22 protein-coding genes are annotated in these 25,823 nt (G+C 59.4%); 11 read left to right on the top strand and 11 right to left on the bottom strand.

Annotated features, from left to right (window positions below):
• Positions 1–80: 80 nt before the first annotated feature.
• From ACK83U_RS09295 to ACK83U_RS09285, 3 genes are all read left to right on the top strand, one after another.
• Positions 81–1,451: a glutamine synthetase family protein gene (locus ACK83U_RS09295; protein ID WP_015340391.1), complete on the top strand. Its 1,371-nt coding sequence runs from the start codon at positions 81–83 to the stop codon at positions 1,449–1,451.
• Between the two features lie 154 nt (positions 1,452–1,605).
• Entirely contained in the window at positions 1,606–2,991 is a 1,386-nt protein-coding gene (locus ACK83U_RS09290) for an aldehyde dehydrogenase family protein (RefSeq protein ID WP_112605147.1), read from the top strand.
• On the top strand, positions 2,988–4,136 hold the full coding sequence (locus ACK83U_RS09285) for an iron-containing alcohol dehydrogenase (RefSeq protein ID WP_112605150.1): 1,149 nt from the start codon (positions 2,988–2,990) through the stop codon (positions 4,134–4,136). Before ACK83U_RS09290 ends, ACK83U_RS09285 begins: the two co-directional genes overlap by 4 nt.
• Before the next feature lie 111 nt (positions 4,137–4,247).
• Here the strand turns inward: ACK83U_RS09285 and ACK83U_RS09280 are convergent, their stop codons facing one another.
• Positions 4,248–5,672, bottom strand: a complete 1,425-nt coding sequence (locus ACK83U_RS09280; protein ID WP_210294827.1) for a L,D-transpeptidase — start codon at positions 5,670–5,672, stop codon at positions 4,248–4,250.
• A 252-nt stretch (positions 5,673–5,924) separates the two neighbouring features.
• Here ACK83U_RS09280 and ACK83U_RS09275 point away from each other — a divergent pair, with 252 nt between their 5' ends.
• From ACK83U_RS09275 to ACK83U_RS09265, 3 genes are all read left to right on the top strand, one after another.
• Positions 5,925–6,764, top strand: coding sequence for a DUF4432 family protein (locus ACK83U_RS09275; protein WP_112605156.1), 840 nt, complete (start codon positions 5,925–5,927; stop codon positions 6,762–6,764).
• A 72-nt stretch (positions 6,765–6,836) separates the two neighbouring features.
• Positions 6,837–7,175 carry a beta-lactamase hydrolase domain-containing protein gene (locus tag ACK83U_RS09270; RefSeq protein WP_112334441.1) on the top strand — a complete coding sequence of 113 codons (339 nt, stop codon included), beginning with the start codon at positions 6,837–6,839 and terminating at the stop codon, positions 7,173–7,175.
• 87 nt (positions 7,176–7,262) lie between these two features.
• Positions 7,263–7,604, top strand: a complete 342-nt coding sequence (locus ACK83U_RS09265; protein ID WP_112605158.1) for a RidA family protein — start codon at positions 7,263–7,265, stop codon at positions 7,602–7,604.
• 42 nt (positions 7,605–7,646) lie between these two features.
• On the opposite strand, the gene ACK83U_RS09260 is transcribed toward ACK83U_RS09265, so the two are convergent.
• From ACK83U_RS09260 to ACK83U_RS09245, 4 genes are read right to left on the bottom strand one after another with little or no spacing between them, the layout of a single operon-like run.
• The gene (locus ACK83U_RS09260; RefSeq protein ID WP_112605161.1) at positions 7,647–9,305 is read right to left on the bottom strand and encodes a thiamine pyrophosphate-binding protein; all 1,659 of its coding nucleotides are present in this window, start codon (positions 9,303–9,305) and stop codon (positions 7,647–7,649) included.
• The gene (locus tag ACK83U_RS09255; protein ID WP_112605164.1) at positions 9,302–10,504 is read right to left on the bottom strand and encodes a CaiB/BaiF CoA transferase family protein; all 1,203 of its coding nucleotides are present in this window, start codon (positions 10,502–10,504) and stop codon (positions 9,302–9,304) included. Before ACK83U_RS09255 ends, ACK83U_RS09260 begins: the two co-directional genes overlap by 4 nt.
• A gap of 17 nt (positions 10,505–10,521) precedes the next feature.
• On the bottom strand, positions 10,522–11,481 hold the full coding sequence (locus tag ACK83U_RS09250) for a DMT family transporter (RefSeq protein ID WP_112605167.1): 960 nt from the start codon (positions 11,479–11,481) through the stop codon (positions 10,522–10,524).
• A 19-nt stretch (positions 11,482–11,500) separates the two neighbouring features.
• Positions 11,501–12,433: an alpha/beta hydrolase gene (locus ACK83U_RS09245; protein WP_112605170.1), complete on the bottom strand. Its 933-nt coding sequence runs from the start codon at positions 12,431–12,433 to the stop codon at positions 11,501–11,503.
• A gap of 165 nt (positions 12,434–12,598) precedes the next feature.
• Here ACK83U_RS09245 and ACK83U_RS09240 point away from each other — a divergent pair, with 165 nt between their 5' ends.
• The 4 genes from ACK83U_RS09240 (at position 12,599) to metF (ending at position 17,241) form a co-directional block, all read left to right on the top strand.
• Positions 12,599–13,345 carry a ribonuclease T2 family protein gene (locus tag ACK83U_RS09240; protein ID WP_112605173.1) on the top strand — a complete coding sequence of 249 codons (747 nt, stop codon included), beginning with the start codon at positions 12,599–12,601 and terminating at the stop codon, positions 13,343–13,345.
• 125 nt (positions 13,346–13,470) lie between these two features.
• The gene (gene ettA, locus ACK83U_RS09235) at positions 13,471–15,120 is read left to right on the top strand and encodes an energy-dependent translational throttle protein EttA (RefSeq protein WP_112334452.1); all 1,650 of its coding nucleotides are present in this window, start codon (positions 13,471–13,473) and stop codon (positions 15,118–15,120) included.
• A 191-nt stretch (positions 15,121–15,311) separates the two neighbouring features.
• The gene (locus ACK83U_RS09230; RefSeq protein ID WP_112605176.1) at positions 15,312–16,337 is read left to right on the top strand and encodes a metalloregulator ArsR/SmtB family transcription factor; all 1,026 of its coding nucleotides are present in this window, start codon (positions 15,312–15,314) and stop codon (positions 16,335–16,337) included.
• Position 16,338: 1 nt separating this feature from the next.
• On the top strand, positions 16,339–17,241 hold the full coding sequence (gene metF / locus ACK83U_RS09225; protein ID WP_112605179.1) for a methylenetetrahydrofolate reductase [NAD(P)H]: 903 nt from the start codon (positions 16,339–16,341) through the stop codon (positions 17,239–17,241).
• Positions 17,242–17,656: 415 nt separating this feature from the next.
• Here metF and ACK83U_RS09220 read toward each other — a convergent pair whose 3' ends face one another.
• The 5 genes from ACK83U_RS09220 to ACK83U_RS09200 all read right to left on the bottom strand — a co-directional run bounded on the left by ACK83U_RS09220 (position 17,657) and on the right by ACK83U_RS09200 (position 22,987).
• Positions 17,657–18,583 carry a DMT family transporter gene (locus ACK83U_RS09220; RefSeq protein ID WP_412474825.1) on the bottom strand — a complete coding sequence of 309 codons (927 nt, stop codon included), beginning with the start codon at positions 18,581–18,583 and terminating at the stop codon, positions 17,657–17,659.
• Positions 18,584–18,738: 155 nt separating this feature from the next.
• On the bottom strand, positions 18,739–19,983 hold the full coding sequence (locus ACK83U_RS09215; protein WP_112605185.1) for a lytic murein transglycosylase: 1,245 nt from the start codon (positions 19,981–19,983) through the stop codon (positions 18,739–18,741).
• A 79-nt stretch (positions 19,984–20,062) separates the two neighbouring features.
• Positions 20,063–20,854: a GH25 family lysozyme gene (locus ACK83U_RS09210; protein ID WP_112605188.1), complete on the bottom strand. Its 792-nt coding sequence runs from the start codon at positions 20,852–20,854 to the stop codon at positions 20,063–20,065.
• 214 nt (positions 20,855–21,068) lie between these two features.
• On the bottom strand, positions 21,069–21,743 hold the full coding sequence (locus ACK83U_RS09205) for a class I SAM-dependent methyltransferase (protein WP_112605191.1): 675 nt from the start codon (positions 21,741–21,743) through the stop codon (positions 21,069–21,071).
• Complete coding sequence (locus tag ACK83U_RS09200; protein WP_112605194.1) at positions 21,740–22,987, bottom strand: DUF3419 family protein; 1,248 nt, start codon at positions 22,985–22,987, stop codon at positions 21,740–21,742. The genes ACK83U_RS09205 and ACK83U_RS09200 overlap by 4 nt, the downstream gene beginning before the upstream one ends.
• 192 nt (positions 22,988–23,179) lie before the next feature.
• Here ACK83U_RS09200 and ACK83U_RS09195 point away from each other — a divergent pair, with 192 nt between their 5' ends.
• Positions 23,180–24,568, top strand: a complete 1,389-nt coding sequence (locus tag ACK83U_RS09195; RefSeq protein WP_112605197.1) for a serine hydrolase domain-containing protein — start codon at positions 23,180–23,182, stop codon at positions 24,566–24,568.
• 29 nt (positions 24,569–24,597) lie between these two features.
• Here ACK83U_RS09195 and ACK83U_RS09190 read toward each other — a convergent pair whose 3' ends face one another.
• Positions 24,598–25,755 (bottom strand): lytic transglycosylase domain-containing protein, encoded by a 1,158-nt coding sequence (locus ACK83U_RS09190; protein WP_112605201.1) that lies wholly within the window; start codon positions 25,753–25,755, stop codon positions 24,598–24,600.
• Between the last annotated feature and the right edge of the window lie 68 nt (positions 25,756–25,823).

The raw sequence follows: 25,823 nt of genomic DNA, 5'->3' as shown, positions 1-25,823 counted from the left end.
TCCATCTGACGAGCGGCTCCGGTAACATATCCGACAGCACCGCTGGCCGACCCACTTCCATCTTCTAGGCGGACCAAATTATGAGCAGCAGCTATACGTTCGACGACCTCAAGCGAGATGTGGCCGAAGGGCGCATTGATACGGTTCTGGCATGTCAGGTCGACATGCAGGGCCGGTTGATGGGCAAACGCTTCCAGGCGGAATTCTTCATCGAAAGCGCATGGAAGGAAACGCATAGCTGCAACTATCTGCAGGCGACTGATATCGAGATGGAGACCGTCTCCGGCTACAAGTCGACGAGCTGGGAGAAGGGTTACGGCGACTATACGATGAAGCCCGATCTCGCCACGCTGCGCCGTATTCCCTGGCTTGAAGGCACGGCGCTCGTCCTCTGCGATGTGCTCGACCACCATACTCATGAGGAAGTCGCGCATTCGCCACGCGCTATTCTCAAGAAGCAGGTCAAGCGTCTCGAAGCGATGGGCATGAAGGCCTACATGGCTTCGGAGCTTGAATTCTTCCTGTTCGATCAGAGCTACGACAGTGCCCGTGAATCCGGCTATCGCAATCTCAATCTCGTCAGTGGCTACAACGAGGATTACCACATCTTCCAAACCACGAAGGAAGAAGATGTGATGCGGGCGATCCGCAAGGGACTGCAGGGTGCGGAGATCCCTGTCGAAAACTCCAAGGGCGAAGCATCCGCCGGCCAGGAGGAAATCAACGTCCGCTACGCCGATGCTCTGACCATGGCCGACCGCCATGCCATCATCAAGAATGGCTGCAAGGAGATTGCCTGGTCGAAGGGCAAGGCCATTACGTTCCTGGCGAAGTGGAACTACAGCGCTGCGGGCAGTTCCTCTCATATTCATCAGTCGCTCTGGAGTGTGGACGGCAAGACGCCGCTGTTCTTCGACAAGGAAAAAGAACACGGCATGACGCCGCTGATGAAGCACTATGTCGCGGGCCTTCTGACGCATGCCAGCGAAATCACCTATTTCCTTGCGCCCTATATCAACTCCTACAAGCGCTTCGTTGCCGGCACCTTCGCACCCACCAAGGCAATCTGGAGCACGGACAATCGCACCGCCGGCTATCGCCTGTGCGGAGCCGAAACCAAGAGCATTCGCATCGAATGCCGCGTCGGCGGCTCGGATCTCAATCCCTATCTGGCATTTGCTGCCCTGATTGCCGCCGGCCTTGATGGCATCGAAAACAAGCTCGAACTGGAGGCGCCCTTTGTCGGCGATGCCTATGGTGCGCGCGAAGTTCGCGAGATACCGCGCACCCTGCGTGGTGCGACCGAAGCCCTGACCAATTCGAAGATGTTGCGCGCCGCCTTTGGCGACGATGTCATCGATCATTATACCCGCGCTGCCGAATGGGAGCAGGAGGAGTATGATCGTCGCATCACGGATTGGGAAGTGGCGCGCGGATTCGAAAGAGCGTAAGGCATTTGCGATCTGCCGCTTGCCCGATTTTCATTCTAGGATCGGGCAGGGGGCGCTGGGATGCTCGTTGACCTGCCGTTTCTTTTTAGAGGCGGCCAAAGGTTCTGCAACATCAGGCAATCAATTGGATGATTAAGAAAACAGGAATTCGATCATGACCATGATCACATGCGTCTCCCCGGTGAACGGAGAGGTTTATGCCGAGCGTCCGTCTCTGTCGCTGGAAGCCGCCAAGGACGTCGTCGCGCGCGCCCGAAAGGCACAGAAGGATTGGGCGCGTCGTCCGCTGGAGGATCGCGTTCAGCTCGTGCTCAAGGGCGTGGCCCGGCTCAATGAGATGGCCGAAATAGTGGTGCCGGAGCTTGCCTGGCAGATGGGCCGCCCGATCAAGTACGGCGGCGAATATCGCGGCTTCAACGAGCGCTCCAACTATGTCGCGTCGATCGCCGCCGATGCGCTGGCACCCTTGGTCGTCGAGAACAGCGCCAATTTTGCCCGCCGCATCGAGCGCGAACCGCATGGCGTCGTCTTCGTCATCGCGCCGTGGAACTATCCCTACATGACCGCGATCAATACGGTCGCCCCGGCGCTGATGGCTGGCAATACCGTCATTCTCAAGCATGCAAGCCAGACGCTGCTCGTCGGCGAGCGGCTGGTGCAGGCTTTCGTCGAGGCCGGCGTTCCCGCCGATGTCTTTCAGAATGTCTTCCTCGATCATGAAACGACTTCGGCGCTGATCGCAGCTGGCAGCTTTAATTTTGTCAATTTCACCGGCTCCGTCGAAGGCGGCCGGTCGATCGAGCGGGCCGCTGCCGGCACCTTCACCAGCCTCGGACTGGAGCTTGGCGGCAAGGATCCGGGCTATGTCATGGAGGACGCCGATCTTGACGCTGCCGTCGACACGCTGATGGATGGGGCGACCTACAACTCCGGCCAGTGCTGCTGCGGCATCGAGCGTATCTATGTGCATGAATCGCTCTATGACGCCTTCGTCGAGAAGTCCGTTGCCTGGGTTTCGAACTACAAGCTCGGCAATCCCCTTGATCCCGAGACGTCGCTCGGGCCGATGGCGCACAAGCGCTTTGCCAAGGTGGTGCGTGAACAGATCGCCGATGCGGTCGCTAAGGGCGCCAAGGCGCTGGTCGACCCGAAGCTGTTTCCGGCTGACGATGGCGGTGCCTATCTCGCGCCGCAGGTTCTCGTCAATGTCGATCATTCCATGGCCTTTATGCGCGAGGAGACCTTCGGCCCTGCCGTCGGCATCATGAAGGTGAAGAGCGACGCGGAAGCGCTAGAGCTGATGAACGACAGCCCCTACGGCCTGACGGCTTCGCTGTGGACGAAGGATGTCGAGCGCGCCTCGCGCATCGGCCGCGAAATCGAAACCGGCACCGTCTTCATGAACCGCGCCGATTATCTCGATCCGGCGCTGTGCTGGACAGGCGTCAAGGAAACCGGCCGCGGCGGCTCGCTGTCGATCATCGGCTTCCACAATCTGACGCGCCCGAAATCCTATCATCTGAAGAAAGTAACAGCATGAGCACTATCTCAGCCAATTGGAGCTATCCGAACGCCTTCAAGCTCGGCCGTGGCCGGATTAAGGAACTGGCGGACGCCTGCAAGAGCCTGGGCATGAAGAAGCCTCTCCTAGTCACCGACCGGGGACTTGCTTCGATGGCGATCACGGCGACGGCGTTGGATATTCTGGAAGATGCAGGTCTCGGCCGCGCCATCTTCGCTGACGTCGACCCGAACCCGAACGAGAAGAACCTCGAAGCCGGCGTGAAGGCGTTCAAGGACGGCGGCCATGACGGCGTCGTCGCCTTCGGCGGCGGTTCCGGCCTCGATCTCGGCAAGTGCGTCGCTTTCATGGTGGGCCAGACGCGTCCGGTCTGGGATTTCGAAGATATCGGGGACTGGTGGACCCGCGCCAGCGTCGAAGGCATTGCGCCGATCGTCGCGGTGCCGACGACTGCCGGCACCGGTTCGGAAGTCGGCCGTGCCAGCGTCATCACCAATTCCGCAACGCATGTGAAGAAGATCATCTTCCACCCGAAATTCTTGCCCGGCGTCGTCATCGCCGATCCCGAACTGACCGTCGGCATGCCGAAGATCATCACCGCCGGCACTGGCATGGACGCTTTCGCCCACTGCCTGGAAGCCTATTCGTCGCCCTTCTATCACCCGATGTCGGCTGGTATCGCGCTGGAAGGCATGCGGCTCGTCAAGGAATTCCTGCCGCGCGCCTATCGCGAGGGAACGGATCTCGAAGCCCGCGCCAACATGATGAGCGCCGCCGCCATGGGCGCCGTCGCCTTCCAGAAGGGGCTTGGCGCCATCCATGCGCTCTCGCATCCGATCGGCGCCGTCTACAACACGCATCATGGCATGACCAATGCCGTCGTCATGCCGGCCGTCCTGCGTTTCAATCGCAAGGCTATCGAGGATAAGATTGCCCGCGCCGCAGCCTATCTGGGTATCTCGGGCGGTTTTGACGGCTTCTACGACTATGTGCTGCAACTGCGCTCGGAACTCGGCGTGCCGGAAAATCTGTCTGCCATGGGCATCGCGCCCGATCGGATCGACGAGCTCTCCGCCATGGCGATCGAAGACCCGAGTGCCGGCGGCAATCCGGTGCCGCTGACGCTCGAAAATACCAAGGCTCTCTTCCGGGATTGCTTCTGATACTGCGCTGAGCTCCCCGATATGCGGGATAAAATTGGCAGCATATCAGGCCAAACAAAAAGCCGCCGAGTGTCACCCGGCGGCTTTTTTCGTTGAAGCTCTGTCTGGTAATCAATCCACGAATTCGACGACGACGCCCGGCTTGACCATCTTGGCAAGTTCGGTCGCATCCCAATTCGTGAGGCGCACGCAGCCATGGCTCTGCGTCTTACCGATTCTCGAGGGATCCGGCGTGCCGTGAATGCCGTAGGTCGGCTTCGATAGAGCCATCCAGACCGTACCGACCGGGCCGTTCGGGCCTGGCGGAATATTGAGAACCTTGTCGTTTCCGGCCTGCTGGAAGTTGATCTTCGGATTGTAGGTATAGCCCGGGTTGAAGGCGACGCGCTCGACTGTGACTGTGCCTGACGGCGAGGGCGTGTCGGCAGAGCCGATGCTGGCCGGGTAGGCGGCGATCAGCGTGCCGTTAGCGTCATAGGCGAAAACCTGCTTGCGGCCCTTGTCCGCCAGGATCTTGGCGACTGCGCCGGTCTTACTGGGGCCGGTATTGACGACCTTGATGGTGCTGCCCGGCACGGTGAAATCGACGCCGGGATTGAGCGCCTTCAGATAGCCTTCATCCATGTGAAAGCGTTCGGCCAGCATCTCCGTCGTCGAGGTATAGCCGAGGGACGGCATCTGTGCCTTAGCCGCATAGTCCTCAGGGATAGAAGCGACATACGGGCCTGCGGCGTCGGCCGCCGTGATCGTGTAGTTGACGATCGGCATACCGCCGGACATGCGAAGCTGCTCGAGGATCGCGTCGGTATTGTTCGGGTCGAGCGTCTGGCCGGTCATCTGCTGATAGGCATAGATCGCCTTGGTGACATTGGCACCCATTCTGCCGTCGATCGCACCAGGCGAAATGCCCTGCCGCGCGAGGAAGACCTCCAGCGCGGTGATCTCCATCTTCGATTTGCCCTTCAGCGTAATGACGGGTTCGGCCGGTGCCGGTTTGTTGACGATGTCGGGCGCGCTCTGCTGTGGATCGATCGACGCGTAGTCGTTGCCGTTCGGGTTCGTCTGGCCCTGGTTCTTACCAGGCAATGGCTGACTGTCGAGCGGCTGGCGCTGGATATCGCTGTCGCGCGGAATTCCGCCGGTGACCACACCGCGATCCTGCTGGTCGTAACCATTGTTGGGTGCGCCGTCGTAATTTCCGTAGCTGTCGGAGCGATATTGACGATAGTCCTGGTAGTCGCCGTTGTTGGAAAGCTGCGTGTCGCCATACCGACCGCCATTATTGCCATAGGTATCGCGGGCTGGGGCGCGGGGATAGTAGGTGCTGGCCCTCATTTCCGTGGCGACGACATTGCCGTAGGCATCAATCAGGACCCGGCGGCCGCGACCGTCGCGGGCCATGGAATATCCACCACCATAAGGATACTGATCGAGGATCCGGCCGTCAGGGGTGACAAGAACCGTGTTGCCGTTGCCGCTACGATAATATTGTGCCTGCGCGTTCGTGAGCGCGAGCATGGACACGGTGGCAGTCATTGCCAGGGCAAAACTTAATTTTACGAACCGGTTCACGTCTGTCGGATCCTCGGGATGGTCATTCGGCTGACACACACATGGCAATTTTGACGCCAGTATGGAGATTTAGATTATCATGCTGAATAAAATATAAAAATTTATGTGATCAAGGCTTCAAGTTAAGATTTGGTAAGCCAAATAACCGCTTCTTTCAGCCGCGCGCCAGCTTGGGACAGCACCTGCGCTCGGCGCCAATCAGGGAGGACTTTGGGGATGATGGGTTTTTCTGCGGCGAAAGGGCCGAAATTGACGCTGGACGAGGGGTCTGTGCTGGATATAGGCGCCTGCATTGTCGAGGGCAATAATCTTGCGCCCGGAAGCGCCGTTCCTGATGATGGCGATCCGCGTATCAGTCATTCGGTGGAAGGCTTCCTCTTCACCTGCGGGCCGGACCATATCCGCCATCCCGAGCCGATGTCCGGCGCATATGAAGGCAAGCGCTATCCGCTTCACGGTTCCTTCGCGTCCCATCCAGCCAAAATTCTCTGGACTAAATTCGAGAATGGTAATGCGGAATGCCGCGCCGATATCGATGTTGTCACCGCCGAAAGGCGAACGGCAAGGCTCGAACGACTTTGGCAGATCGATGGCGCGACGGGCGAGGTCTCACTTGCCGATTGTTTGGTCAATACCAGCACAGAGGCGATGCCGGTCTTTCTGATGTACCACATGAATATCGGCGGCAAATGGTTCGATAACGGCACGCGTCTTGCCGGTCAGATGCTTGACAATGGCGGCTTTCCCTGGACCTTCGGCGAGGAGGGGGGCGATATCTTCTGTGTGCCGGCGCAGGACAAGGGCGAGGATTGGGCAGAAATCAGCCTCGGCCCCATCGCGGCCATCGGCGGCAAGACACTAAGGGTGCGGTTCGGAACGGACACGCTGCCATTCCTGCAGGTCTGGCGCAATCAGCGCGCGCCGGCGCATGTGCTCGGTATCGAGCCTGTTTCGCATCGCTGGGTCTCGCGGTCCGAGCTGGAAGAGGCGGGCGAATTCAATATTCTCCAGCCCGGTGAAACCCGCAATTTCATGCTCAACTTTGCCTTCGTTTGAGAGTGCGCCGCGGTTGACGCTCGCCCTATGGCGGCGTAGATCAGGGCCACGGTTTTAGAGAGGACATGAACCATGGATATCCGCCCGATCGACGATGAATACTCGGTGTCCGGCCAGATCACCGTAGAGGATCTCGACCAGATCAAGGCCCTGGGTTTCAAGTCCATCGTCTGCCATCGCCCCGATGGCGAAAGCCCGGATCAGACGCCATTCGGTGTCATCGAGGCTCGCGCCAAGGAACTCGGCCTGGAGATCACCCAGGTGCCTGTCGGCCCGATGGGCGTGACTGAAGAGGCCGTGCAGGGCATGGTTGATGCGCTGGACGAGTTTCCGCGGCCGATGCTCGGCTATTGCCGCTCCGGCGCACGCTCGACCGCGATCTATCAGAAGACACATCACATTCGCGGCTGAACGGGTTCTTTCCCCCGGCCTTTTGATTGCAGGGCAGGCCATGGTCATGCCTTTTTATCTGTCGAAGAACAACACCAGGAGAACACCATGAGCATCAAGCGTATCGACGTTGGCGTCCGCATGAGCGGCGCTGTCATCCACGGCAACACCGTCTATCTCGCCGGCCAGGTTGGCGAAGGCGAAAGCGTCACTGATCAGTGCAAGTCGGCACTGGCTGAAGTCGACCGTCTGCTCGCTGCAGCTGGCACCAACAAGTCGAAGATCCTGCAGACGCTTATCTACCTCTCGGACATCTCCTACTTCGCTGAGATGAACGCCGCCTGGGAAGCCTGGGTCGATCCGGCCAACACGCCGGCCCGTGCGACCAGCGAAGCCAAGCTTGCAGCGCCGAAGTACAAGGTCGAATTCATCGTGACGGCAGCGCTCTAAGTCGCGCCATCCGTGATTTTTTCAAGGCCGGTGGGCTCGCGCTCACCGGCCTTTTGTCTGGGCGATTTCCGTAAGGGTGCGGGAGGGCGTGATCGCTTCCGGGTCGAGCGCAATCTCGATGATGGCCGGCTTGCCGCTCGCTCGCGCCCGTTCGAAGGCCGGGCCGAATTCTTCCGTCGCCTTCACTGTTTCGCCGTGGCCGCCATAGGCGCGGGCAAGGGCCGCGAAATCTGGATTGTCGAGTGCGGTGGCGCTGACCCGGCCGGGATATTCCCGCTCCTGATGCATGCGGATCGTACCGTACATGCCGTTGTTGATGACTAAAGCGATGAGCGGCAGTCCATACTGGACAGCCGTCGCAAATTCCTGACCATGCATCATGAAACAGCCGTCGCCGGCAAAGCAGATGACTTCGCGATCAGGAAAGAGCTGCTTTGCGGCAACCGCTGCCGGCAGGCCATATCCCATCGAGCCCGACGTCGGAGCCGCCTGCGTGTTGAAGCGGCGGAAGCGATGGAAGCGGTGAAGCCAGGTGGCATAGTTGCCGGCGCCGTTGGTGAAGATCGCATCATCGGCCGTATTGGCTTCGATCCAATCCATGATGCGGCCCATATGGACGGCGCCGGGGCTCTTTTCCGGTGTTTTCGACCAGGTGAGGTAGGCTGCGTGCATACGTTCCGTGCGCTCGGCCCACGGAGTCGCGGTTGGCGCATCGAGTTCCGCCAGAGCTGCAACGAAGTCCGCTGGGCTGGCACAAATGGCCAGGTCCGGCCGATAGACGCGGCCGAGTTCTGAAGGGTCGGGATGGATGTGGACGAGCTTTTGGCGCGGGTAGGGGATATCGACCAGCGTATAGCCGGAGGACGGCATTTCGGAAAGACGTCCACCGAGAAGGATCAGCAGATCCGCCTCTTTGATTTCCTTTGCCAGCGCCGGATTGATGCCGATGCCGACATCGCCGGCATAACTGGGATGCAGATGGTCGAACAGCATCTGCCGGCGGAAGGAGCAGCCGATCGGCAGCTTGAAACGCTCGGCGAATTGCCTGATGCCGGAAACTGCTTCTTCGTTCCAGCGCGTGCCGCCAAGAATGACCATCGGCCGCTGGGCAGCCGCAAGGCGCTGACTAAGCTCTGCAAGCTGGTCGCGGCCCGGATGGGCGGCAACAGGGACATAGGGCAGCGCTTGCGGCGCTTCGACCTCGTCACGCAGCATGTTCTCGGGCAGGGTCAGCACCACCGGACCGGGACGCCCCGATGTTGCCACAGCAAAGGCACGGGTGACGAATTCCGGAATGCGGGCGGCATCGTCGATCTCGCCGACCCATTTGGCGAATTCGGTAAAGGCGCGGCGAAATTCGACTTCCTGAAAGGCTTCGCGTTCGCGGGCATCGCGCTGGACCTGGCCGATGAACAGGATCATCGGGATCGAATCCTGCCGTGCGATATGAAGGCCCGCAGAGGCGTTTGTCGCGCCGGGACCGCGGGTGACCATGCAAATGCCCGGCTCGCCGGTCAATCGGCCCCAAGTATCCGCCATCATCGCCGCGCCCCCTTCCTGGCGGCAGACGAGCACCTTGATATCGCTGTCGCGCAGGGCATCGAGCACGGCGAGAAAGCTCTCGCCCGGCACGCAGGACATACGCTGCACGCCATTGGCCTTCAAAGCCTCGACGATAAGTTGCCCGCCCGTTCGCTTCATTTCCTCGCCTTCCCCTCCAGTTTGGCCAGTTCGGCCAGAACTTCCTCCTGATGTTCGCCGAGACGCGGGCTCGGCCGCGTATAGGTCAACGGCGTTTCCGACAGCACGATCGGCGTGCGGACGCTCGGAATGACAGTGCCGGCGCTATCCTCAAGATCGATCCTCAGTCCGCGCGCCACAATCTGCGGATCGGCGAACATATCCTCGATCGTGTTAATGGCGCCGGCCGGTACGGCGTTGGCCTCACAGGCTTTCAGCAGCTCTGCCTTGTTCCACTTCAGCGTTTCGGCAGAAATGAAAGCGCGCACTTCGTTGCGGTTGGCGACGCGGGCCTTGTTGGTCGCATAGCGCTCGTCGTCGGCATCGGTCTCCATGCCGAGAATGGCGCAGAGGCGCCGGAACTGCCCGTCGTTGCCGACAGCGAGAATGAGATAGCCGTCGGCCGTGGGTATGACTTCGTAGGGCGAGATATTGGGATGGGCATTGCCGAGCCGCACGGGCGGCTTACCCGAAATCAGATAGTTCATGTTTTGATTGGCGAGCACTGCGGATTGTACATCGAGCAGCGCCATGTCGATGAGTTGTCCTTCCCCGGTCTTCAGCGCATGGATCAGGGCGGCCTCGATTGCCGATACGGCATAGATGCCGGTGAAGATATCGGCGATCGCGACGCCGGCCTTCATCGGCTGGCCATCCGGCTCGCCTGTGATCGACATGAAGCCAGACATGCCCTGCACGATATAGTCATAGCCGGCGAGACCGGCATAGGGGCCGGTTTGCCCGAAGCCGGTGATCGAGCAGTAGACGATGCGGGGATTGATCTTCCTCAGGCTTTCATAATCCAGCCCGTACTTTACCAGGCCGCCGAGCTTGAAATTCTCGATCACCACATCGGCCGTCTTTACCAGTCGGCGCACCAGGCCCTGTCCATCCTCGGTCTTGAGGTCGGCAGTAATGGAGCGTTTGCCGCGATTGGCAGAGTGGTAATAGGCGGCAGAGAGATTCTCGCCGTCCTTGCCTTCGACGAAGGGCGGTCCCCACTGGCGCGTGTCGTCGCCGCCGTCGGGATTTTCCACTTTGATGACATCGGCGCCGAGGTCGGCCAGCATCTGTCCGGCCCAGGGACCGGCGAGAACGCGGGCAAGCTCAATGACGCGAATACCGGAGAGCGGAGGTTTCTTGGTTTTCTGGTCCGTCATGTCATCCGCTCTGCCGCTTACGGCGTGAATGCAGTTTCAGATGTATCGGATACCGGCTTGGAAGCAAAGCGCCGCTCGCGCCAGAGAATGTAGAGGCCGGAGCCGGTGATGATGAGGATGCCGAGCCATTTGATCGCATCCGGGAAATTGTCGAAAACGAGCCAGCCGAAGATCGTGGCGGAAACGATCTCGAAATACTGCAGCGGCGCAAGTGTCGAGGCCGGCACGGCGCGATAGGCATATACCGTGAGGATACCCGCCGCTGCCGCAGTAACGCCAACGCCGAGCAGATAGAGCGTGGCCATCAGATCCGGAATGACCGGATCGAGGATTGTAGACCCCGTCGTTCGACCGATGGCAAGCAGGACCACACTGATGCCGGTCCCCCATAAAGCCGTCTGGAACTGCATCGACCATGCGTCCTCGCTATGGGAGACCACGCGCGTGATCATGACGTAGACGGCGACGCAAAACGCGGTGACGATAGGAAGCAAGGCGAAAAAGCCGACTTCCTGAAAGCTTGGCTGGATGATCAGCATCGCGCCGAAAAAGCCGACGGCACAGGCGGTATAACGCCGCCAGCCGATGGTTTCCTTCAGGAAGACGCTGCTGAGGATGGTGAGTATCATCGGCTCGACGAAGAAGATGGCAATGGCATCGGCCACTTCCATCACCTGCAGCGTGGTCACGAACGACACCATGGACAGCGTGAGCACGGCGGCACGGATGGCATGGACGCCGCTGCGTCGCCAACTCCACACGCCCCATTTCCCGCGCATTGCCATCATGGGGAGCGCAAAAAGAGCCTGGAAGATGAAGCGGGCGGCGGTCACTTCGCCCGGCGGAATCGTGGTCGCCGCGAGCTTGGAGAAGATATCCATGACTGGCGAGAGGACGACGGAGAGAAACATCGTCACCAAACCGAAGGTCAGCTCCGACTGCAGCAATCGCGCCGAGGAGCCGCTGGAGGTGTTCATTGTGGAATTCCCATGAGAATCAGTTGTTTGCCGTTACCCTCTTGCACCAGTCGGCGAAGTTGGAAATGGCTTTTTCGGCACCGATTTCGCTGAGAGTCTCGTGCCGCATGTCGGGATAGATTTCAGTGGTGATACGAGAGAAGCCGGCTCTTTTCAAATGATTTGCCAGCCAGGAAATCGCTTTCGCGCCGTCGGTCGCGGGATCCTTGCCACCGCCGACGAGATGAATCGGCATGTCGCGGCGGAGACGATTGAGATGCGCCTTCTGTGGTGCGCGGAAGGTAAGTTCAAACAGGTCGAGCCAGAGCGAGACCGAGGCATCGAAGCCGCAAAGCGGATCGGCGATATATTTGTCCACCTGCTCGGGAATGCGCGAGAGCCAGTCGAAATCGGTGCGGCGGTTGGCGATCGATTTACCCCACGTGCCGAAGGTCAGTTTCGGCAGCGGTCCACTCGGGACGTCCGATCCCTTAAACATGCGCTCCGTTTTGAGGATGAGTTGGGCGGCGCGGCCGGCGAGGCCCGGATTGAAATTGGAATTCCAGACCGTGACGGCATCGAACTTGGCTGGATGCGTGACCACAGTATTCAGGCTAATCAACCCGCCCATGGAATGCCCGAACAGGATGATAGGCAGATCAGGATGGGAGCTTGCGGCAAGCTCGCGCATTGCGAGCACATCGGCGATCACCTGCTCGACACCATTTCTCCGGGCAAAGCGGCCGATGGGGGCATCAGGGGCCGTCGTCTCGCCATGGCCGCGATGATCGTGAGCATAGACATGAAAGCCTCGGCCCGCCATCGCATCCGCGAAGACCTCGTATCGGCGGGAATGCTCGGCGAGACCGTGCGATATCAGCAGGATGCCGCGAGCATCGGTTGCCGCCGGCAAATGATGATAGGCAAGGGTTGCGCCTGTCGGACTTTTCAGGCGCTGCGTCTCGGCGAACATATATTGGCTCCTCCCCAGTTAGACGAAAGGTTATCCTCCGCTCGATTGCAATGGATAGGTGGTAAAGCTCACAGAAATAAATCTTTCCGAGCGCCGTGATTCAGGATTGCGCCTGCTCGCTCAAACTGCTTATTTGTTCCCATAATGTTCTAGTTGGAGGCAGGAATGAAGCAGTGGCTTCGAGTATTTGCAGTTGTACTTCTTTCGGTCGGAACGGCGGCGAGCGCCATGGCTCAGGAACATAGCCGCGGACGGACGCGCTTTATCCTGGCGGCGAGCTGGGAGCCGGCATTTTGTCAGACGAACCAGAAAAAGGTGGAATGCCGGAACCAGTCGTCGAACAATCATGATGCCACGAATTTTTCTCTGCATGGCCTCTGGCCGATGCGGCAGGAATATTGCGATGTTTCCGAGGATCTGAAGCAGGCGGATCGTGGCCGCGACTGGAAGGATCTGCCTGCCGTGCAGCTTTCCCAAGACGTGAAGGCGAAGCTGGACAAGGCAATGCCAGGCACTCAATCCGGCCTGGAGCGGCATGAATGGATCAAGCACGGCACCTGCACGAAGCTCAGCGCCGACCAATATTTCTCCATCGCCGCTGGCCTGATCGCCGAACTCAATACGTCTGCCGTGCGGGATCTTTTCGCGCAGAATATCGGCAAGGAGCTGGATGCCGAAAGCATCAAGGCGGCCTTTGATCAGAGCTTCGGCGAGGGCGCCAATGCGCGCATCAAGATGAGCTGCCGCCGCGTCGGCGATGTCCGAATGATTTCGGAGCTGACCATCGGTCTCTCCGAAGATGCGATCGATCCCCAGCAGGGCAGTGAGCCGCGGCTCGCCAAACTGATCCAGGGGGCCGGCAGTACCTCCTTCGGCTGTGATCGGGGTGTGGTGGACGCGGCCGGTTTCTGAGAAAATACGGCCTTTCTGACGCGGATAATGCCCTCGGACAAGGTTTCGCCGTTGCCCGAGGGCGGGGTTTCGCCTACATAGCGGCACAAATCGCAACGCTATTCGCCCGTGGAGCAACCCAAGCTATGGCACGTCAGTTCATTTATCATATGGCCGGTCTGAATAAGTCCTATGGCGCCAAGAAGATTCTCGAGAATATCCATCTCTCCTTCTACCCCGATGCCAAGATCGGTATTCTCGGCCCGAACGGTGCAGGTAAGTCGACCGTGCTGCGCATCATGGCCGGCCTCGACAAGGAATATACCGGCGAAGCCTGGCTGGCCGAAGGCGCCACCATCGGCTACCTGGCGCAGGAGCCTCAGCTCGATCCCAACAAGACGGTTTTCGAAAACGTCATGGAAGGCGTTGCCAAGAAAACCGAAATCCTCAATCGCTACAACGAATTGATGATGAACTATTCCGACGAGACCGCGGAAGAGGGCGCCAAGCTCCAGGATATCATCGACAGCCAGAACCTTTGGGATCTGGAAAGCCAGGTGGAGATGGCGATGGAAGCCTTGTGCTGCCCGCCGCGCGATGCCGAAGTCACCAGCCTTTCAGGCGGTGAGCGCCGCCGTATCGCACTATGCCGTCTGCTTCTCTCGCAGCCAGACCTGCTGCTGCTCGACGAACCGACCAACCATCTCGACGCTGAGACCATTGCCTGGCTGGAAAAGCACCTGCGCGACTATCCGGGCGCCGTGATGATGATCACCCACGACCGCTACTTCCTCGACAATGTTACCGGCTGGATTCTCGAACTCGACCGCGGTCGTGGCATTCCCTACGAAGGCAACTATTCCGCCTATCTGCGGGCCAAGGCCAAGCGCATGCAGCAGGAAGCCCGCGAAGAAGCTGGCCGCCAGAAGGCGATCAGCCGTGAGCAGGAATGGATTGCCTCCAGCCCCAAGGCCCGCCAGGCCAAGTCCAAGGCGCGTATCAACGCTTACGAACAGCTGGTCGATGCTGCCGAAAATCAGCGTCCCGGTGATGCGCAGATCATCATTCCGGTCAGCGAGCGTCTCGGCCAGGTGGTGATCGAGATGGAGGGCATCACCAAGGGCTTCGAAGGCCGCACGCTGATCAATGATCTGTCGATCAAGCTGCCGCCCGGCGGCATCGTTGGCATCATTGGCCCGAACGGCGCCGGCAAGACGACCCTGTTCAAGATGATCACCGGGCAGGAAAAGCCGGATGCCGGCACGGTCCGCATCGGCGAGACGGTGCATCTCAGCTATGTCGACCAGAGCCGCGATGCGCTTGACGGCAATAAGACGGTATGGGAGGAGATCTCCGGCGGCGCCGAAGTCATCAAGCTCGGCAAGTTCGACATGAACTCGCGCGCCTATTGTGGCGCCTTTAACTTCAAGGGCGGCGACCAGCAGCAGAAGGTCGGCAATCTCTCTGGCGGTCAGCGCAACCGCGTTCACCTGGCCAAGATGTTGAAGGCTGGCGGCAACGTGCTTCTGCTCGACGAACCAACCAACGACCTGGATACGGAAACGCTGGGGGCGCTGGAAAGCGCGCTTGAAAACTTCGCGGGCTGCGCCATCATCATCAGCCACGATCGCATGTTCCTCGACCGCCTGGCCACGCACATCCTGGCCTTTGAAGGCGAAGGCCATGTCGAATGGTTCGAAGGCAATTTCGAAGATTACGAGCAGGACAAGATTCGCCGTCTCGGCCCCGATGCCCTTAATCCGGGCAGCCAGGCGCATAAGCGCCTGACACGCTGAGCTCCCGGTTTGGCTCTTTGAAAACCCCGGCTTGTCCGGGGTTTTCGTTTATGTAGCAATCGCCCTCGATATTCTGTTTTCGCCGGAAACTAACGGATTTCCGACGTCGAACTCCCTTGGCTAGCCGATTGGCTCTTGCCAAGAAAACCCAAATCACATAAAGATATCTTTATATCTTGATTGGGTGCGGAATGACAGATCTGGTTAAACTCGGCTTGGATGACGTAGTGGACGTGTTGAAGGCGGTCGGAGAGCCGACGAGGCTGCGTCTTCTCGCGCTTCTTGCTGCCGGCGATCTCACGGTGACCGATCTTACCGAAATCCTTGGCCAGTCGCAGCCGCGCATTTCCCGGCATTTGAAGCTGCTCGGCGAAGCCGGTCTGATTGATCGTTATCAGGAAGGCGCCTGGGCTTACTTCCGGCTGAAGCAGGAGGGCAAGGCCGTGACGCTGGCCCGCAGCCTCCTGCGCCATACCGCAGAAAAGGATACGGTGCTGCTGCGTGACGGGGAACGTCTTGCTTCCGTGAAGCGCATCCGGGCCGAACGCGCCCAGGCCTATTTCAGCCGCAATGCCGCCGAGTGGGATGAACTGCGTCGTCTCCATGTCGCCGACGAGGATGTCGACAAGGCGCTGATCGACCTGATCGGCCCGCAACCAATCGACTCCTTCCTGGATCTCGGCACCGGCACGGGCCGGATGCTGCAGCTTCTGACCGGGCATTACCGCCGCGCCATCGGCATCGATGCCAGCCGTGACATGCTGGCGGTCGCTCGCGCCAATCTCGACCGGGCCAACATCACAAGCGCCTCCGTGCGGCATGGCGATATTTTCAACCTGCCGCTCGAGCAGCAGGATTTTGATCTCATCACCATCCACCAGGTGCTGCATTTCCTTGATCAGCCGGAGGTTGCGATCAATGAGGCCGCACGAATGCTGCGACCCGGCGGCCGGCTTGTCATCATCGATCTCGCGCCGCACGGGCTTGAATATCTGCGTGACGAGCATGCGCATCTGCGCCTCGGTTTCTCGCATCAGGCCATGTCGGATTGGCTGAAACTGGCGGGGCTAGATGTGGAGCGCGTGCAGGATCTTCATTCGGGGAGGGAAGGCGGACAGGCGCTGACCGTCACCATCTGGCTGGCGCGCGACCCGCGGTTGCTGATTGCGTCCGACCAGGGCCAGCAGTCATCCCCCATTCTTGCCGGGAGAGTTTGACATGTCTTCGAGATCAGAAAGCCATAATGCGGGTATCCGCATCTCCTTCGAGTTTTTTCCGCCCAAGTCGGAAGAGGCCGAGCAGCAGCTGTGGAACACCGTCGAGGAACTCAGCGATTGGGACCCTGAATTCGTTTCTGTGACCTATGGAGCGGGCGGCTCGACCAAGGCGCCGACGCTTTCCGCCGTGCGAAAGATGATCCACGAGACGCCGTTCACGACCGCATCGCATCTGACCTGCGTCGGCGCTACGCGCGAAGATACGCATCGTGTGATCGACGAGTTCCTGGCTACGGGTGTTCGCCGTTTCGTCGCGTTGCGCGGCGATCCGCCGGGTGGTGTCGGTTCGGCCTATCAACCGCATCCGGGCGGTTATGCCAATGCCGCGGAACTGGTTGGCGCTTTGCGGGAGCGCGGCGATTTCGACATTTCCGTTTCCGCCTATCCCGAAAAGCATCCGGAAAGCCGCGATACGGCAGCCGATATCGACATGCTGAAGCGCAAGGCGGAGAATGGTGCTGACCGAGCCTTGACGCAGTTCTTCTTCGATAATGACGCCTTCGAGCGTTATCATGATCGCGTTCACGCCGCCGGCATCAAGATTCCCGTCGTGCCGGGCATCATGCCGATCCAGAACCTGACGCAACTCAAGCGCTTCGCCAGCGCTTGCGGCACGACTATTCCGACCTGGCTCGACGAGCGTTTCGATGGTTTGGATGAGGATGTCGAGGAGCGCGCCAAGGTCGCAGCGGATGTCGCCGCCGAGCAGATCCAAGATTTGGTGCGCCGTGGCATTCACGAGTTTCACATCTATACGATGAACCGTTCGCCGCTTGTTTCCGCCGTGCTTGAGCGGCTGGGTCTGCAGCGCAAGGTGGCTTCCCAGGCTGGCGCTGCTGCCTAAACCGCTTTGCGAAGCGTGACGATAAAAAGCGCATGTCCGGGCGGGCATGCGCTTTTCTAATAGAGCAGGGGTTTTGTTAACTTATCGGAGTTTGGTCGTGTGCGAATTTCACTGAAGCCGTCAGATGAAAAGCATCGTCACGACGAAAGCGAAGGCCGCACCGACCACCAGGACGTTGATGGATCGTGTTAATCCCATGTCTTCCTCCTCAGTCAGCTGTTAAATGTTATGTCGAAAATGTGTTGCTTGGAAAGAACATTCGATGCTGCGACGCGGTATCGAGTTCGCGGTGTGATTCATGAGCTTTCGGCAACATTTTGATATTACGTTATAAATGTCGATTTCTGACTCGATGACGGGTTGTGAATAAATATTAATATGTTGTGACTGCAGACCATACGAATGGAGCGGGAGATCATGTTTCCCGCGTTATGACGCCGCGTTTCACCCATAAGAAAAACCGCCCATCGAGGACGAGCAGACCTGCGGCGATGAGTAGCATGCCGGCGATTTCGGTTGGCCCCATCCGCTCGCCGAGAAAGAGGAAGCCGAGCAATAGCGCGCTTGGCGGCACGAGCAGAGTGACGAGGGAGGTGTTGGTGGCGCCTGCAAGCTCGATGATACGAAAATAGAGGATGTAGGCAAAAGCGGTCGACAGCAGCGCGAGGCCAAGAATGGCGGCAATTGCCGTTACCGGCGGGGTGGCAAGCACCCAAGGCTGGTCGATCATCAGTGCGACCGGCAGCATGATGAGCGAGGAGCCTGTCAATTGGCCCGCTGCTACAACCGGCGGCGCGATGCCTTTGAAGCGTTTGGCATAAATCGCTGCGAATCCGTAGGAGATTGCCGCGAGAATCGGCAATAGGAGTGCCCAGAAGGGTATCGAGCCACCGGTGGTAACGCTCGGTCCGAGCAACACGATGGTTCCCAGGAGTCCAGTGAGGCAACCAGCCAGCTTGGCCGATGTCAGGCGCTCATCCGTTGTCAACTGATTGCCGATCAACACGGTCCACATCGGCGTCGTCGCGTTCAGGATGGATGCGAGCCCGGCACCCATCTGCGTCTGGCCGCAGAAGATCAGCGTATGCGGTATCGCATTGTTGATTAAGCCCAGCAGCAGAAATTGCGGCCAATGACGGCGCAGGGACTGATAAATGCCGAGGCGGCCGGCTAGATAGAGATGCAATGCCACAGCCGCCAGCGACAGACGCAGAAAGACGAGCGTGAAGGGCGGTACGTCGTGAACGGCGATGCGGGCGAAGAAGAACGAACCGCCCCAGATCAATCCGAGCAACAGCAGCAGGCCCCAGGTCGAGGCGCTCATTCGATGTTCGTCATTCATGGCATCTCTCCTCTTTCGAGGCATCTAAACCGGAAGGAGGGTAGGCTCTCCACCCGTTTCTTGCTGTTTGGGAATTGTGGATGCTCACGAGTGCGAGGAGAGCAGATACAAAAAAGGCGGCCTGGAGCCGCCTTTTCGATCGATATATGGAAAAATCAGAGCGCGTTGAGCAGCGCCGTCGTCGCCCAGCCGTCGGCCGGCATACCCAGGCGGAACTGTTCCTTCTGGATCGCGACACGCGTGCCGGAGCCAAGAATTCCATCGATCTTGCCGACATCATAGCCGCGGGCCACAAGCTTGGTCTGAAGCGCCTTCATATCGACGTCGTTCAGGCCCGGCTCGGGGTTGCCCTTGTTATAGGGCGGAGCGCCGGCAAAGCGGGTGGCGAAATAGGCGGCCGAGGTCGTGTAGATGAACGACTGGTTCCATCCGAGATAGGTATTGTAATTCGGATAGGTCAGGAAGGCAGGCCCCTTGCGACCCTGCGGCAGGATGAGAGCGGCGGGCAGGGAGCCGAAGCTCGTGTTGCCGTCTCGCGGCGTGACGCCGAGCTTGAACCAATCGCCTGCAGTCAGCGTGCCGCCGATACCGGATTTTTCCCAGGGAAGATTGTCCGGAACCGTCACCTCCTGCAGCCAGGGCTGACCGCGCTGGAAGCCGAGATGCTGGAGGAATCGTGCTGTCGTCAGAATGACGTCAGGTGCGCTGGTCTTCAGATTGACATGACCGTCGCCATCGCCATCGGTGCCATAAGCGATGATATCGGGCGGCAGCATCTGCGTCTGGCCGATTTCGCCAGCCCATGCGCCCGTCGTCGTTGCCGGGTCGACATCGCCGCGTTGGACGAGCTCGATCAGCGCGATCAGGCGCGGACGGAAGAAGTCCGGCCGGCGGCAATCGTGCGAGAGAGTGACCAGCGCGTTGCGGGTGTTGAAATTGCCCTGAACGGCGCCGAAATCGGTTTCCATCGCCCAGAAGGCGGTGATGACGCCGGGAGGTACGCCATAGTCCTGTTCGGCCTTGGCGAAGACGTCGGCATATTGCTTCATCTTCTGGCGGCCGATGTCGAGACGGCCCTGGCTTACGGTGCGCTGGGAGAATTCGAGGAAAGTCTGGCGGAAGACACCCTGACTGCGGTCCATGGCAAGAACCTTCTGGTCAATCTGGGCGCCGGCGAGCGTCTTGTCGGCAGCGGCAGCATCTGCGCCATCGGCAATCGCCTCAGCCTTCACGCCTGCCAGAAATGCGGTGAGATCGCCGCCGCAGGCTACCTTCGGAGTGGCGTCACTGCTCGCGGGCGGCACTGCAGCCGGTGCTGCGCTTTGAGCCAACGCCGTACCGGTCATGGCTGAAGCGAGGAGCAACGCAAGCGCGCCGCGTCGAATGGTGTCACGATCCATGAGCGATCCTTTCCAGTGATAGAATAGGGTCGCTTTCACAGAAGATTGTGACATAAGCAAGAGAGAATTGGCTGCAGTCTCAAGAATTTCCTTGCTTCTCTACTGCTGCTACCCAGTTGTGCCAATTTTGTTCAGAACCGGCAAAAACATTGATATCCGTCGGGCCTTTGATGCCGGGGATGACGCCCGTCGAGGTATATTGCCAGAAGGCCCAGCTACGGTCTGCGTAGGTCTCTTTCGGATGCTTGGCGACGGATCGAACCCAGAAGTGATAGTCCTTGAAATAGCCGACTAGATTTTCGCGGTGAAAGTCGACCGAAGTATAGATGATCGGGCGTTTGCCGTAATAGGCCTGCAGGCGATCCATAAAGCGCTTGATCTCGCTGCGTACCGTTTCGGGAGCCGGTCTGGTCTTGCAAGTGGGGGAGCCCGGGTTCCATTCGACATCCACGACGGGCGGAAGCGCCATGGCATCCTTCGGCACGTTGCGGATGAACCAATCGGCCTGCTCGTCGGCCGTCGAGCAGAAATAGAAGAAATGATAGGGCGCATGCAGAAGTTCGGCAGCGCTCGCTTCATTCCAATATTCGGTGAAGCGTGGATCGATCCGATCCTTGCCCTCCGTCGCCTTGATGAAGACAAAGGCGACGCCGGAGCTCTTGACGGCTTTCCAATCGATATCGCCCTGCCATTTGGAAATATCGATGCCATGGATGGGATGGCGCTGCGGATGATCGCGGCCGAAGTCCTGCGGTTTCGTGTCGGCAAATCTGGTCTTGGGAAGGGCCGCCGTCGAGAGGGCGTCATAGCCCGTTGTGCAGCCAGTCAAGGCAAGAGCGAGCGGCAGTAGGCATGCCAGAAGCCGGCGCATAGATATCCTGTTATGGCCCGAGTGATCTTGCTGCCCCAAGATTTGGCTTCCGTAATGTGGTCCCCGAGAATCCGAAAGAGCGGCAGACCGTACTGCTTCCAGCCGATCTTGCCACTTTATTCACCATATCAACGTAAAAAATGCGTTATCTTCAAGCAAATTCTTATGCTTGGCGCCTTCCGAGGCCGGATTTTGCGCTGGAATCTGTCGCCGCTCAGGCGCCGAGCCGGGTCGCTACAGCCCGCCAGGCGTAACCACGGCCGATCTTTTCGGTTTTCACCGACATGCCCCGCACTGCAGCCTTCTCTTCGAGCACGGTCAAAAGATCGGCGCGGGGAGTGACGTGGAATTTCTTTAGCCAGCCTTTGAGCATGGCACGGAACCAGCCTGGCAACCCTTCCTGCTGGCCGAAATCGACGATGTGGAGCTCGCCGCCCGGTGCGACTGCGTCGAGCGATGCGTCGATGGCATTTTTCCAGTCGGGGATCATCGACAGCGCGTAGGAGACCATGACACGGTCGAAGTCCTCGGTGCCGAAATCGTCGGGCGAGAAGGCGGTGGCATCGGCGACGCGAAAATCCGGCATCTGTTTCAGGCCGCGGAAATTATTGCGGGCGGAGATCAGCATTTCCTGCGAGATATCGAGGCCATAAAGGCGGGCAGAAGGGAAGCGCCGATAGGCGAGCAGCATATTGCGGCCGGTACCGCAGCCCACTTCCAGAAGCGAGCCGCCGACGGGAACATTCAGCTGTTCGATCGTGCGATCGCGGCCGAATAGGTAATATTTGCGGGTAAGGTCATAGATGTGACGCTGATAACGGTACATGCCGTCCATCAGCTTGGCGTGGTTGTTCGCGCTGGTTTCTATGCCTGTATCCGCCTGGCTCACGCTTTTTTCCCGTAGATGTGGAAACCGCCATAGATAGCCGAGCGATCACGAACATTGAGTTCCTGCGAACGCTCTTCGAAATAGATCCACTGGTCGCGGATCGCTTGAGAAAGGCGGCCTTCGATGATGCTCTTTTCGGCGGCCGTGCGGAAGATGACGCGGGCGCCTTCGCGCGCTGTCCGGGTGATCTCCGCCCAGAGGCCATTGAGCTGCTCGTCGGTCATCCAGTCCTGCGCATCGAGGAGGATATAGCGATCGCGCGAAGCTGCCGGCTTCGAAGCGAGAAGCTCGGTGAAATTGGCGTGATGGACGCTTACACGATCGGCATTGGCGCGGATCGCCGCGTAGTGCTCCGGCTTGAGATAGGTGGGCAGAGGCCCTTGATGCTGGGCAGCGTAGCGCCGAGAGAATGCCTGCCAGGCAAAGTAATTGTCGCGCATCGGAAAATGACAGGCGAGCTTTTCGAGGCGGTGTTTCAGCACGGCAGAAATGGAATCGTCGCCCGCCAGGCTCGCAAGCTCGTCATATTGCTGCGGCGGAATGCCGAGGCCAAAGAGCGAGCTCTTGCGACCGAGCAGCCAGCGAACCGCCGGTTTGTCGAAGATCGGAGCGATTTCTTCCTCGAAGAACTGACGCTGCTCGCGCATGGTACGGGCTTCAGTCATCTTTTGGAGGCGAACGCCGTGCAGGCGCGCCAGTATATGGGCAGCGCCGATAAACCGGCCGAGAAGGCCGGTCTTGTAGATATTGCGGTTGAAGACCGTGATGCGGCGGCGGCCATAGAGATCGCGACCATCCCAGTAGCCAGCCGTTGCCGTGTCGAGGCGCGGCGCGATGAACTGGTCGTAAGCCTGGCTATTGCCCGAAAAATTGGCCGTTCCGAAGAAACGCACCAGGTCCGCGTGGCCGGGAAGCAGGCGGAAGGCAGCAAGCTTCAGCTTGTTCAGTGCGATGTGGTGGCGATTGAGATCGACGACATCGATGGATGCGGGATTTTGCGAGAGATAGGCGAGCATGTTGCAGCCGCCCGAACCGATGGTGACGATGCGATGATGCGCTTCCAGCTCCATCGCCTCCATATCGATATCCGGATCTTCCCAAATCTGCGGATAGACAAGGCCGGAAAACAACATGCCGAACAAGCGCTCGGAAAGGCCTGCCTTAGACAGTGCCTTGTGCTGCAGCAGAGCGTCCTTGAGTTTCCGGTTCTTTTGGAGACCGGCATCCGGGGCGAATTCCGTCATCTGAGTCTTGTCACCGATTTGTGAATTTCAGGGCGTGTAACCCGGCAATGCTACAGTCTGATGACGCGGGCTGTTGGCAGATCCAGCTGCAAAGCATCCTTGCACATATTTAAGGAGCCCTGATCATCATAGGTCTTTCATCTTGCTGCGTTTCCTGATTGTCTCCGCCTACCTTTCTGGAGAGTATGTGACATGCGTTTAATATCGAGAGTGATCGGGGCTCTTATTGTTCTGCTGCTGATCATTGTCGCCGGCGGAGCCATCTGGCTCTCTCTTTATCCGCCGGAATTACTGAAGGTCGGCGATGGCTACGCGGCAAAGATCGTCTGCTCCAACACATTCGTGGCCAAGCGGGATCCGGACAAGGTGATGGAGGAAGATGTCCAGGCTCCCGGCAATCCGGCATTGAAGCTCATTCGCGTCTATGTCGATCGGGACGAGGGTGTGGTGACGGCCCGTTTCCTGGGATTGTTCGCGCCGAACCGTGCGCTTTATCGCGGTGCGCTCGGCTGTGCGCTGGTGCCGGACGGTGATCTGCAAACGGCTCGCAGCGCCGTCTTCCTCAACAAGGTGAAGGCGCCGAAGAACGATGCGGTTTGGCCGGATGGAGATACGGTAAACCTCGATCAGGGTGACGTGGGGAGGAAGCTTGCCGATGTCGTATCGAATCCGGATCTCGCCGGGCCGGCCATGCGTGCGATCGTCGTGGCCAAGGATGGCCGTATTGTCGCCGAGACCTATGGCGATGGCTTCAGCAAGGCAACGCCGCTGATAGGCTGGTCGATGACGAAGACGGTGAATGCCGCGATTATCGGCCGACTCATGCTGGCCGGGCGCATGTCCTTCGACGATCAGAATCTTCTGCCGCAATGGAGCGCCGACTCGCGCAAGAACATTAAGCTCAGCGATCTTCTCGCCATGGAAAGCGGGCTTGCGTTCAATGAATCCTATGGCACCGTATCGGATGTAACGCGCATGCTCTATCTCGACGCGGATGTGACGAGCCTGGCAGCCAATGCGCGCCAGCTGGCAGCGCCGGGCGAGCGTTTCAGCTATTCCAGTGGTACGGCGGCGCTGCTTTCTCGCCTCTGGATGAACCGCCTGCCCAATCTGAGCGCTGCCATCTCCTATCCGCGAGAGGCACTCTTCGGGCCGCTCGGAATGTATAGCGCCGTTTTCGAAGCCGACGAGCGCGGCACCTTCGTCGGCAGTTCCTATCTCTATGCCAATGCCCGGGATTGGGCGCGCTTCGGCATGTTTCTGCTGCAAGACGGGGTCTGGAATGGGCATCGTCTGCTGCCGGAGGGGTTCGTCGGCGCCATGCGCACGCCGACGAAGGCTTCCGAGGGCGTTTACTCGCAGGTTCAGGCCTGGCTTGCGGGGCCTGGCGGCTCTAACGCCCAATTCGGTCTGCCCGCGGATGCATTTTGGATGACCGGTCATGACGGCCAAACGGTCGCAATCGTCCCGTCCGCCAATCTCGTCGTCGTGCGGATGGGGCTGACGCCGACCTGGGCGGATTATCGGCCGCAAATCCTGCTGAAGCGGATCATGGATGTGATAAAGCCGGCCACGAATTAGGCCGGCTTCTCAGAGTTATCTAGATAAAATCAGTAATTGCCGTTGGCGACGTCAGTCAGGCCCTTGCGCTTGGCGTCGTAGTAATAGCCGCGGGCATAAAGCTGCACGGCATTAGCTTCCTTGTTTTGAGCCTTGCTGTCGGCCGTCATCCATGCACCGCGCAGATATTTGGCGGCATATTTGATGTTGGTTTCCGCGTCGAGAAGCCCGGACGCCGGGCCTTCGTAGCCCATGGACTTCGCCGTATTATACTTGATCTGCATCAGGCCGAAATATCCAGCGCGATTATAGGCTTTCGGATTGTAACGGCTTTCGCGGTGAACGACGCGATGGATCAGGGATTCCGGAATTTCGTAAAGCTTGGCGTATTTCTGGATGAGCTTCGAAACGTAGCTCTTTTGCTCAGCCGGAACATCGGAATCGTAATTCGCAGTGTTGGGGGTGGTCATGACGGCCGGCACGACAGTCGGACCGCTACTGTCGAAATTGAAGTCATAATGCATGCGGTTGTCGGCATAGCGGGGAACACCCATCTGCGCGGGCGTGGCGAAAGCGACTTCAGTCTGCGGTGTCGAACCTGGGCGCGGCGTCGGCACGGCGACCTGAATGGCCGCAACATCCGATGTCATCGGAATGCCGGGTTGGCTCTGAGCCACGGAGGAGGAAACCGGCGTGAGCGCGGCATCACCAGGGCGCGCCGGATTGGGCATCGGGATGGCGACCACCGAAGGCACCAGCGGCACGTCGGACGCGGCATAGGCTGCTGCGGCTGAGGTGCTGCCAGCTGGAGCGCCTGTTGCGGCAGCGATTGCGGCGGTTCCCTGATTGGCAGCGCTCGCAACAGGCGTGCCGAAACGTCCCGCGTCCATCTGCTGCTGGCTTGCAGCTGCAACGTTTGTCGAACCCGGAACAACACGGCCGGACTTTGCCATTGCCATCTGTTGCGGCTGCCGCGGACCGATGAAATTCGGCGATATCGCGGCCACTGCCACGCCGCCTGCTGCAGGCGCGGCCGTGCCAGTTGCGGTCAGGGTCGTATTCGGATGCGGCACGTTGGTGTGTGCCGACGGGAGTTCTGCCTGAGACGTCTGCTGCTGCTGAGTGCTTGCACACCCGGCGAGAGCGCCACACATCATTGCCGACAAGGCAACGCTGCGCTTCAGGCTGGGAAATCCGATCGTTACCATTCTGTCACTTTCGAAAAAACCAAACCTAATTTCGATGTAATTCGGCCACAGGACCGCCAAATTCGGTC

It is taken from the genome of Rhizobium sp. WW22, assembly GCF_047041135.1.
In the GTDB taxonomy this organism is placed as follows: Bacteria; Pseudomonadota; Alphaproteobacteria; order Rhizobiales; family Rhizobiaceae; genus Rhizobium.
Note: the sequence above shows the minus strand (reverse complement) of the source record. Positions and strands in the feature narration are given on the sequence as shown.

Excerpts from the sequence above, each read along its gene's own strand:
- ACK83U_RS09295 (WP_015340391.1), top strand. The coding sequence starts at position 81 with ATGAGCAGCAGCTATACGTTCGACGACCTCAAGCGAGATGTGGCCGAA.
- ettA (WP_112334452.1), top strand. The coding sequence starts at position 13,471 with ATGGCACGTCAGTTCATTTATCATATGGCCGGTCTGAATAAGTCCTAT.
- ACK83U_RS09245 (WP_112605170.1), bottom strand. The coding sequence starts at position 12,433 with ATGTTCGCCGAGACGCAGCGCCTGAAAAGTCCGACAGGCGCAACCCTT.
- ACK83U_RS09265 (WP_112605158.1), top strand. The coding sequence starts at position 7,263 with ATGAGCATCAAGCGTATCGACGTTGGCGTCCGCATGAGCGGCGCTGTC.
- ACK83U_RS09240 (WP_112605173.1), top strand. The coding sequence starts at position 12,599 with ATGAAGCAGTGGCTTCGAGTATTTGCAGTTGTACTTCTTTCGGTCGGA.
- ACK83U_RS09215 (WP_112605185.1), bottom strand. The coding sequence starts at position 19,983 with ATGGATCGTGACACCATTCGACGCGGCGCGCTTGCGTTGCTCCTCGCT.
- ACK83U_RS09230 (WP_112605176.1), top strand. The coding sequence starts at position 15,312 with ATGACAGATCTGGTTAAACTCGGCTTGGATGACGTAGTGGACGTGTTG.
- ACK83U_RS09285 (WP_112605150.1), top strand. The coding sequence starts at position 2,988 with ATGAGCACTATCTCAGCCAATTGGAGCTATCCGAACGCCTTCAAGCTC.
- ACK83U_RS09260 (WP_112605161.1), bottom strand. The coding sequence starts at position 9,305 with ATGAAGCGAACGGGCGGGCAACTTATCGTCGAGGCTTTGAAGGCCAAT.
- ACK83U_RS09255 (WP_112605164.1), bottom strand. The coding sequence starts at position 10,504 with ATGACGGACCAGAAAACCAAGAAACCTCCGCTCTCCGGTATTCGCGTC.
- ACK83U_RS09290 (WP_112605147.1), top strand. The coding sequence starts at position 1,606 with ATGACCATGATCACATGCGTCTCCCCGGTGAACGGAGAGGTTTATGCC.
- ACK83U_RS09270 (WP_112334441.1), top strand. The coding sequence starts at position 6,837 with ATGGATATCCGCCCGATCGACGATGAATACTCGGTGTCCGGCCAGATC.
- ACK83U_RS09195 (WP_112605197.1), top strand. The coding sequence starts at position 23,180 with ATGCGTTTAATATCGAGAGTGATCGGGGCTCTTATTGTTCTGCTGCTG.
- ACK83U_RS09280 (WP_210294827.1), bottom strand. The coding sequence starts at position 5,672 with ATGACTGCCACCGTGTCCATGCTCGCGCTCACGAACGCGCAGGCACAA.
- metF (WP_112605179.1), top strand. The coding sequence starts at position 16,339 with ATGTCTTCGAGATCAGAAAGCCATAATGCGGGTATCCGCATCTCCTTC.
- ACK83U_RS09200 (WP_112605194.1), bottom strand. The coding sequence starts at position 22,987 with ATGACGGAATTCGCCCCGGATGCCGGTCTCCAAAAGAACCGGAAACTC.
- ACK83U_RS09190 (WP_112605201.1), bottom strand. The coding sequence starts at position 25,755 with ATGGTAACGATCGGATTTCCCAGCCTGAAGCGCAGCGTTGCCTTGTCG.
- ACK83U_RS09220 (WP_412474825.1), bottom strand. The coding sequence starts at position 18,583 with ATGAATGACGAACATCGAATGAGCGCCTCGACCTGGGGCCTGCTGCTG.
- ACK83U_RS09250 (WP_112605167.1), bottom strand. The coding sequence starts at position 11,481 with ATGAACACCTCCAGCGGCTCCTCGGCGCGATTGCTGCAGTCGGAGCTG.
- ACK83U_RS09210 (WP_112605188.1), bottom strand. The coding sequence starts at position 20,854 with ATGCGCCGGCTTCTGGCATGCCTACTGCCGCTCGCTCTTGCCTTGACT.
- ACK83U_RS09275 (WP_112605156.1), top strand. The coding sequence starts at position 5,925 with ATGATGGGTTTTTCTGCGGCGAAAGGGCCGAAATTGACGCTGGACGAG.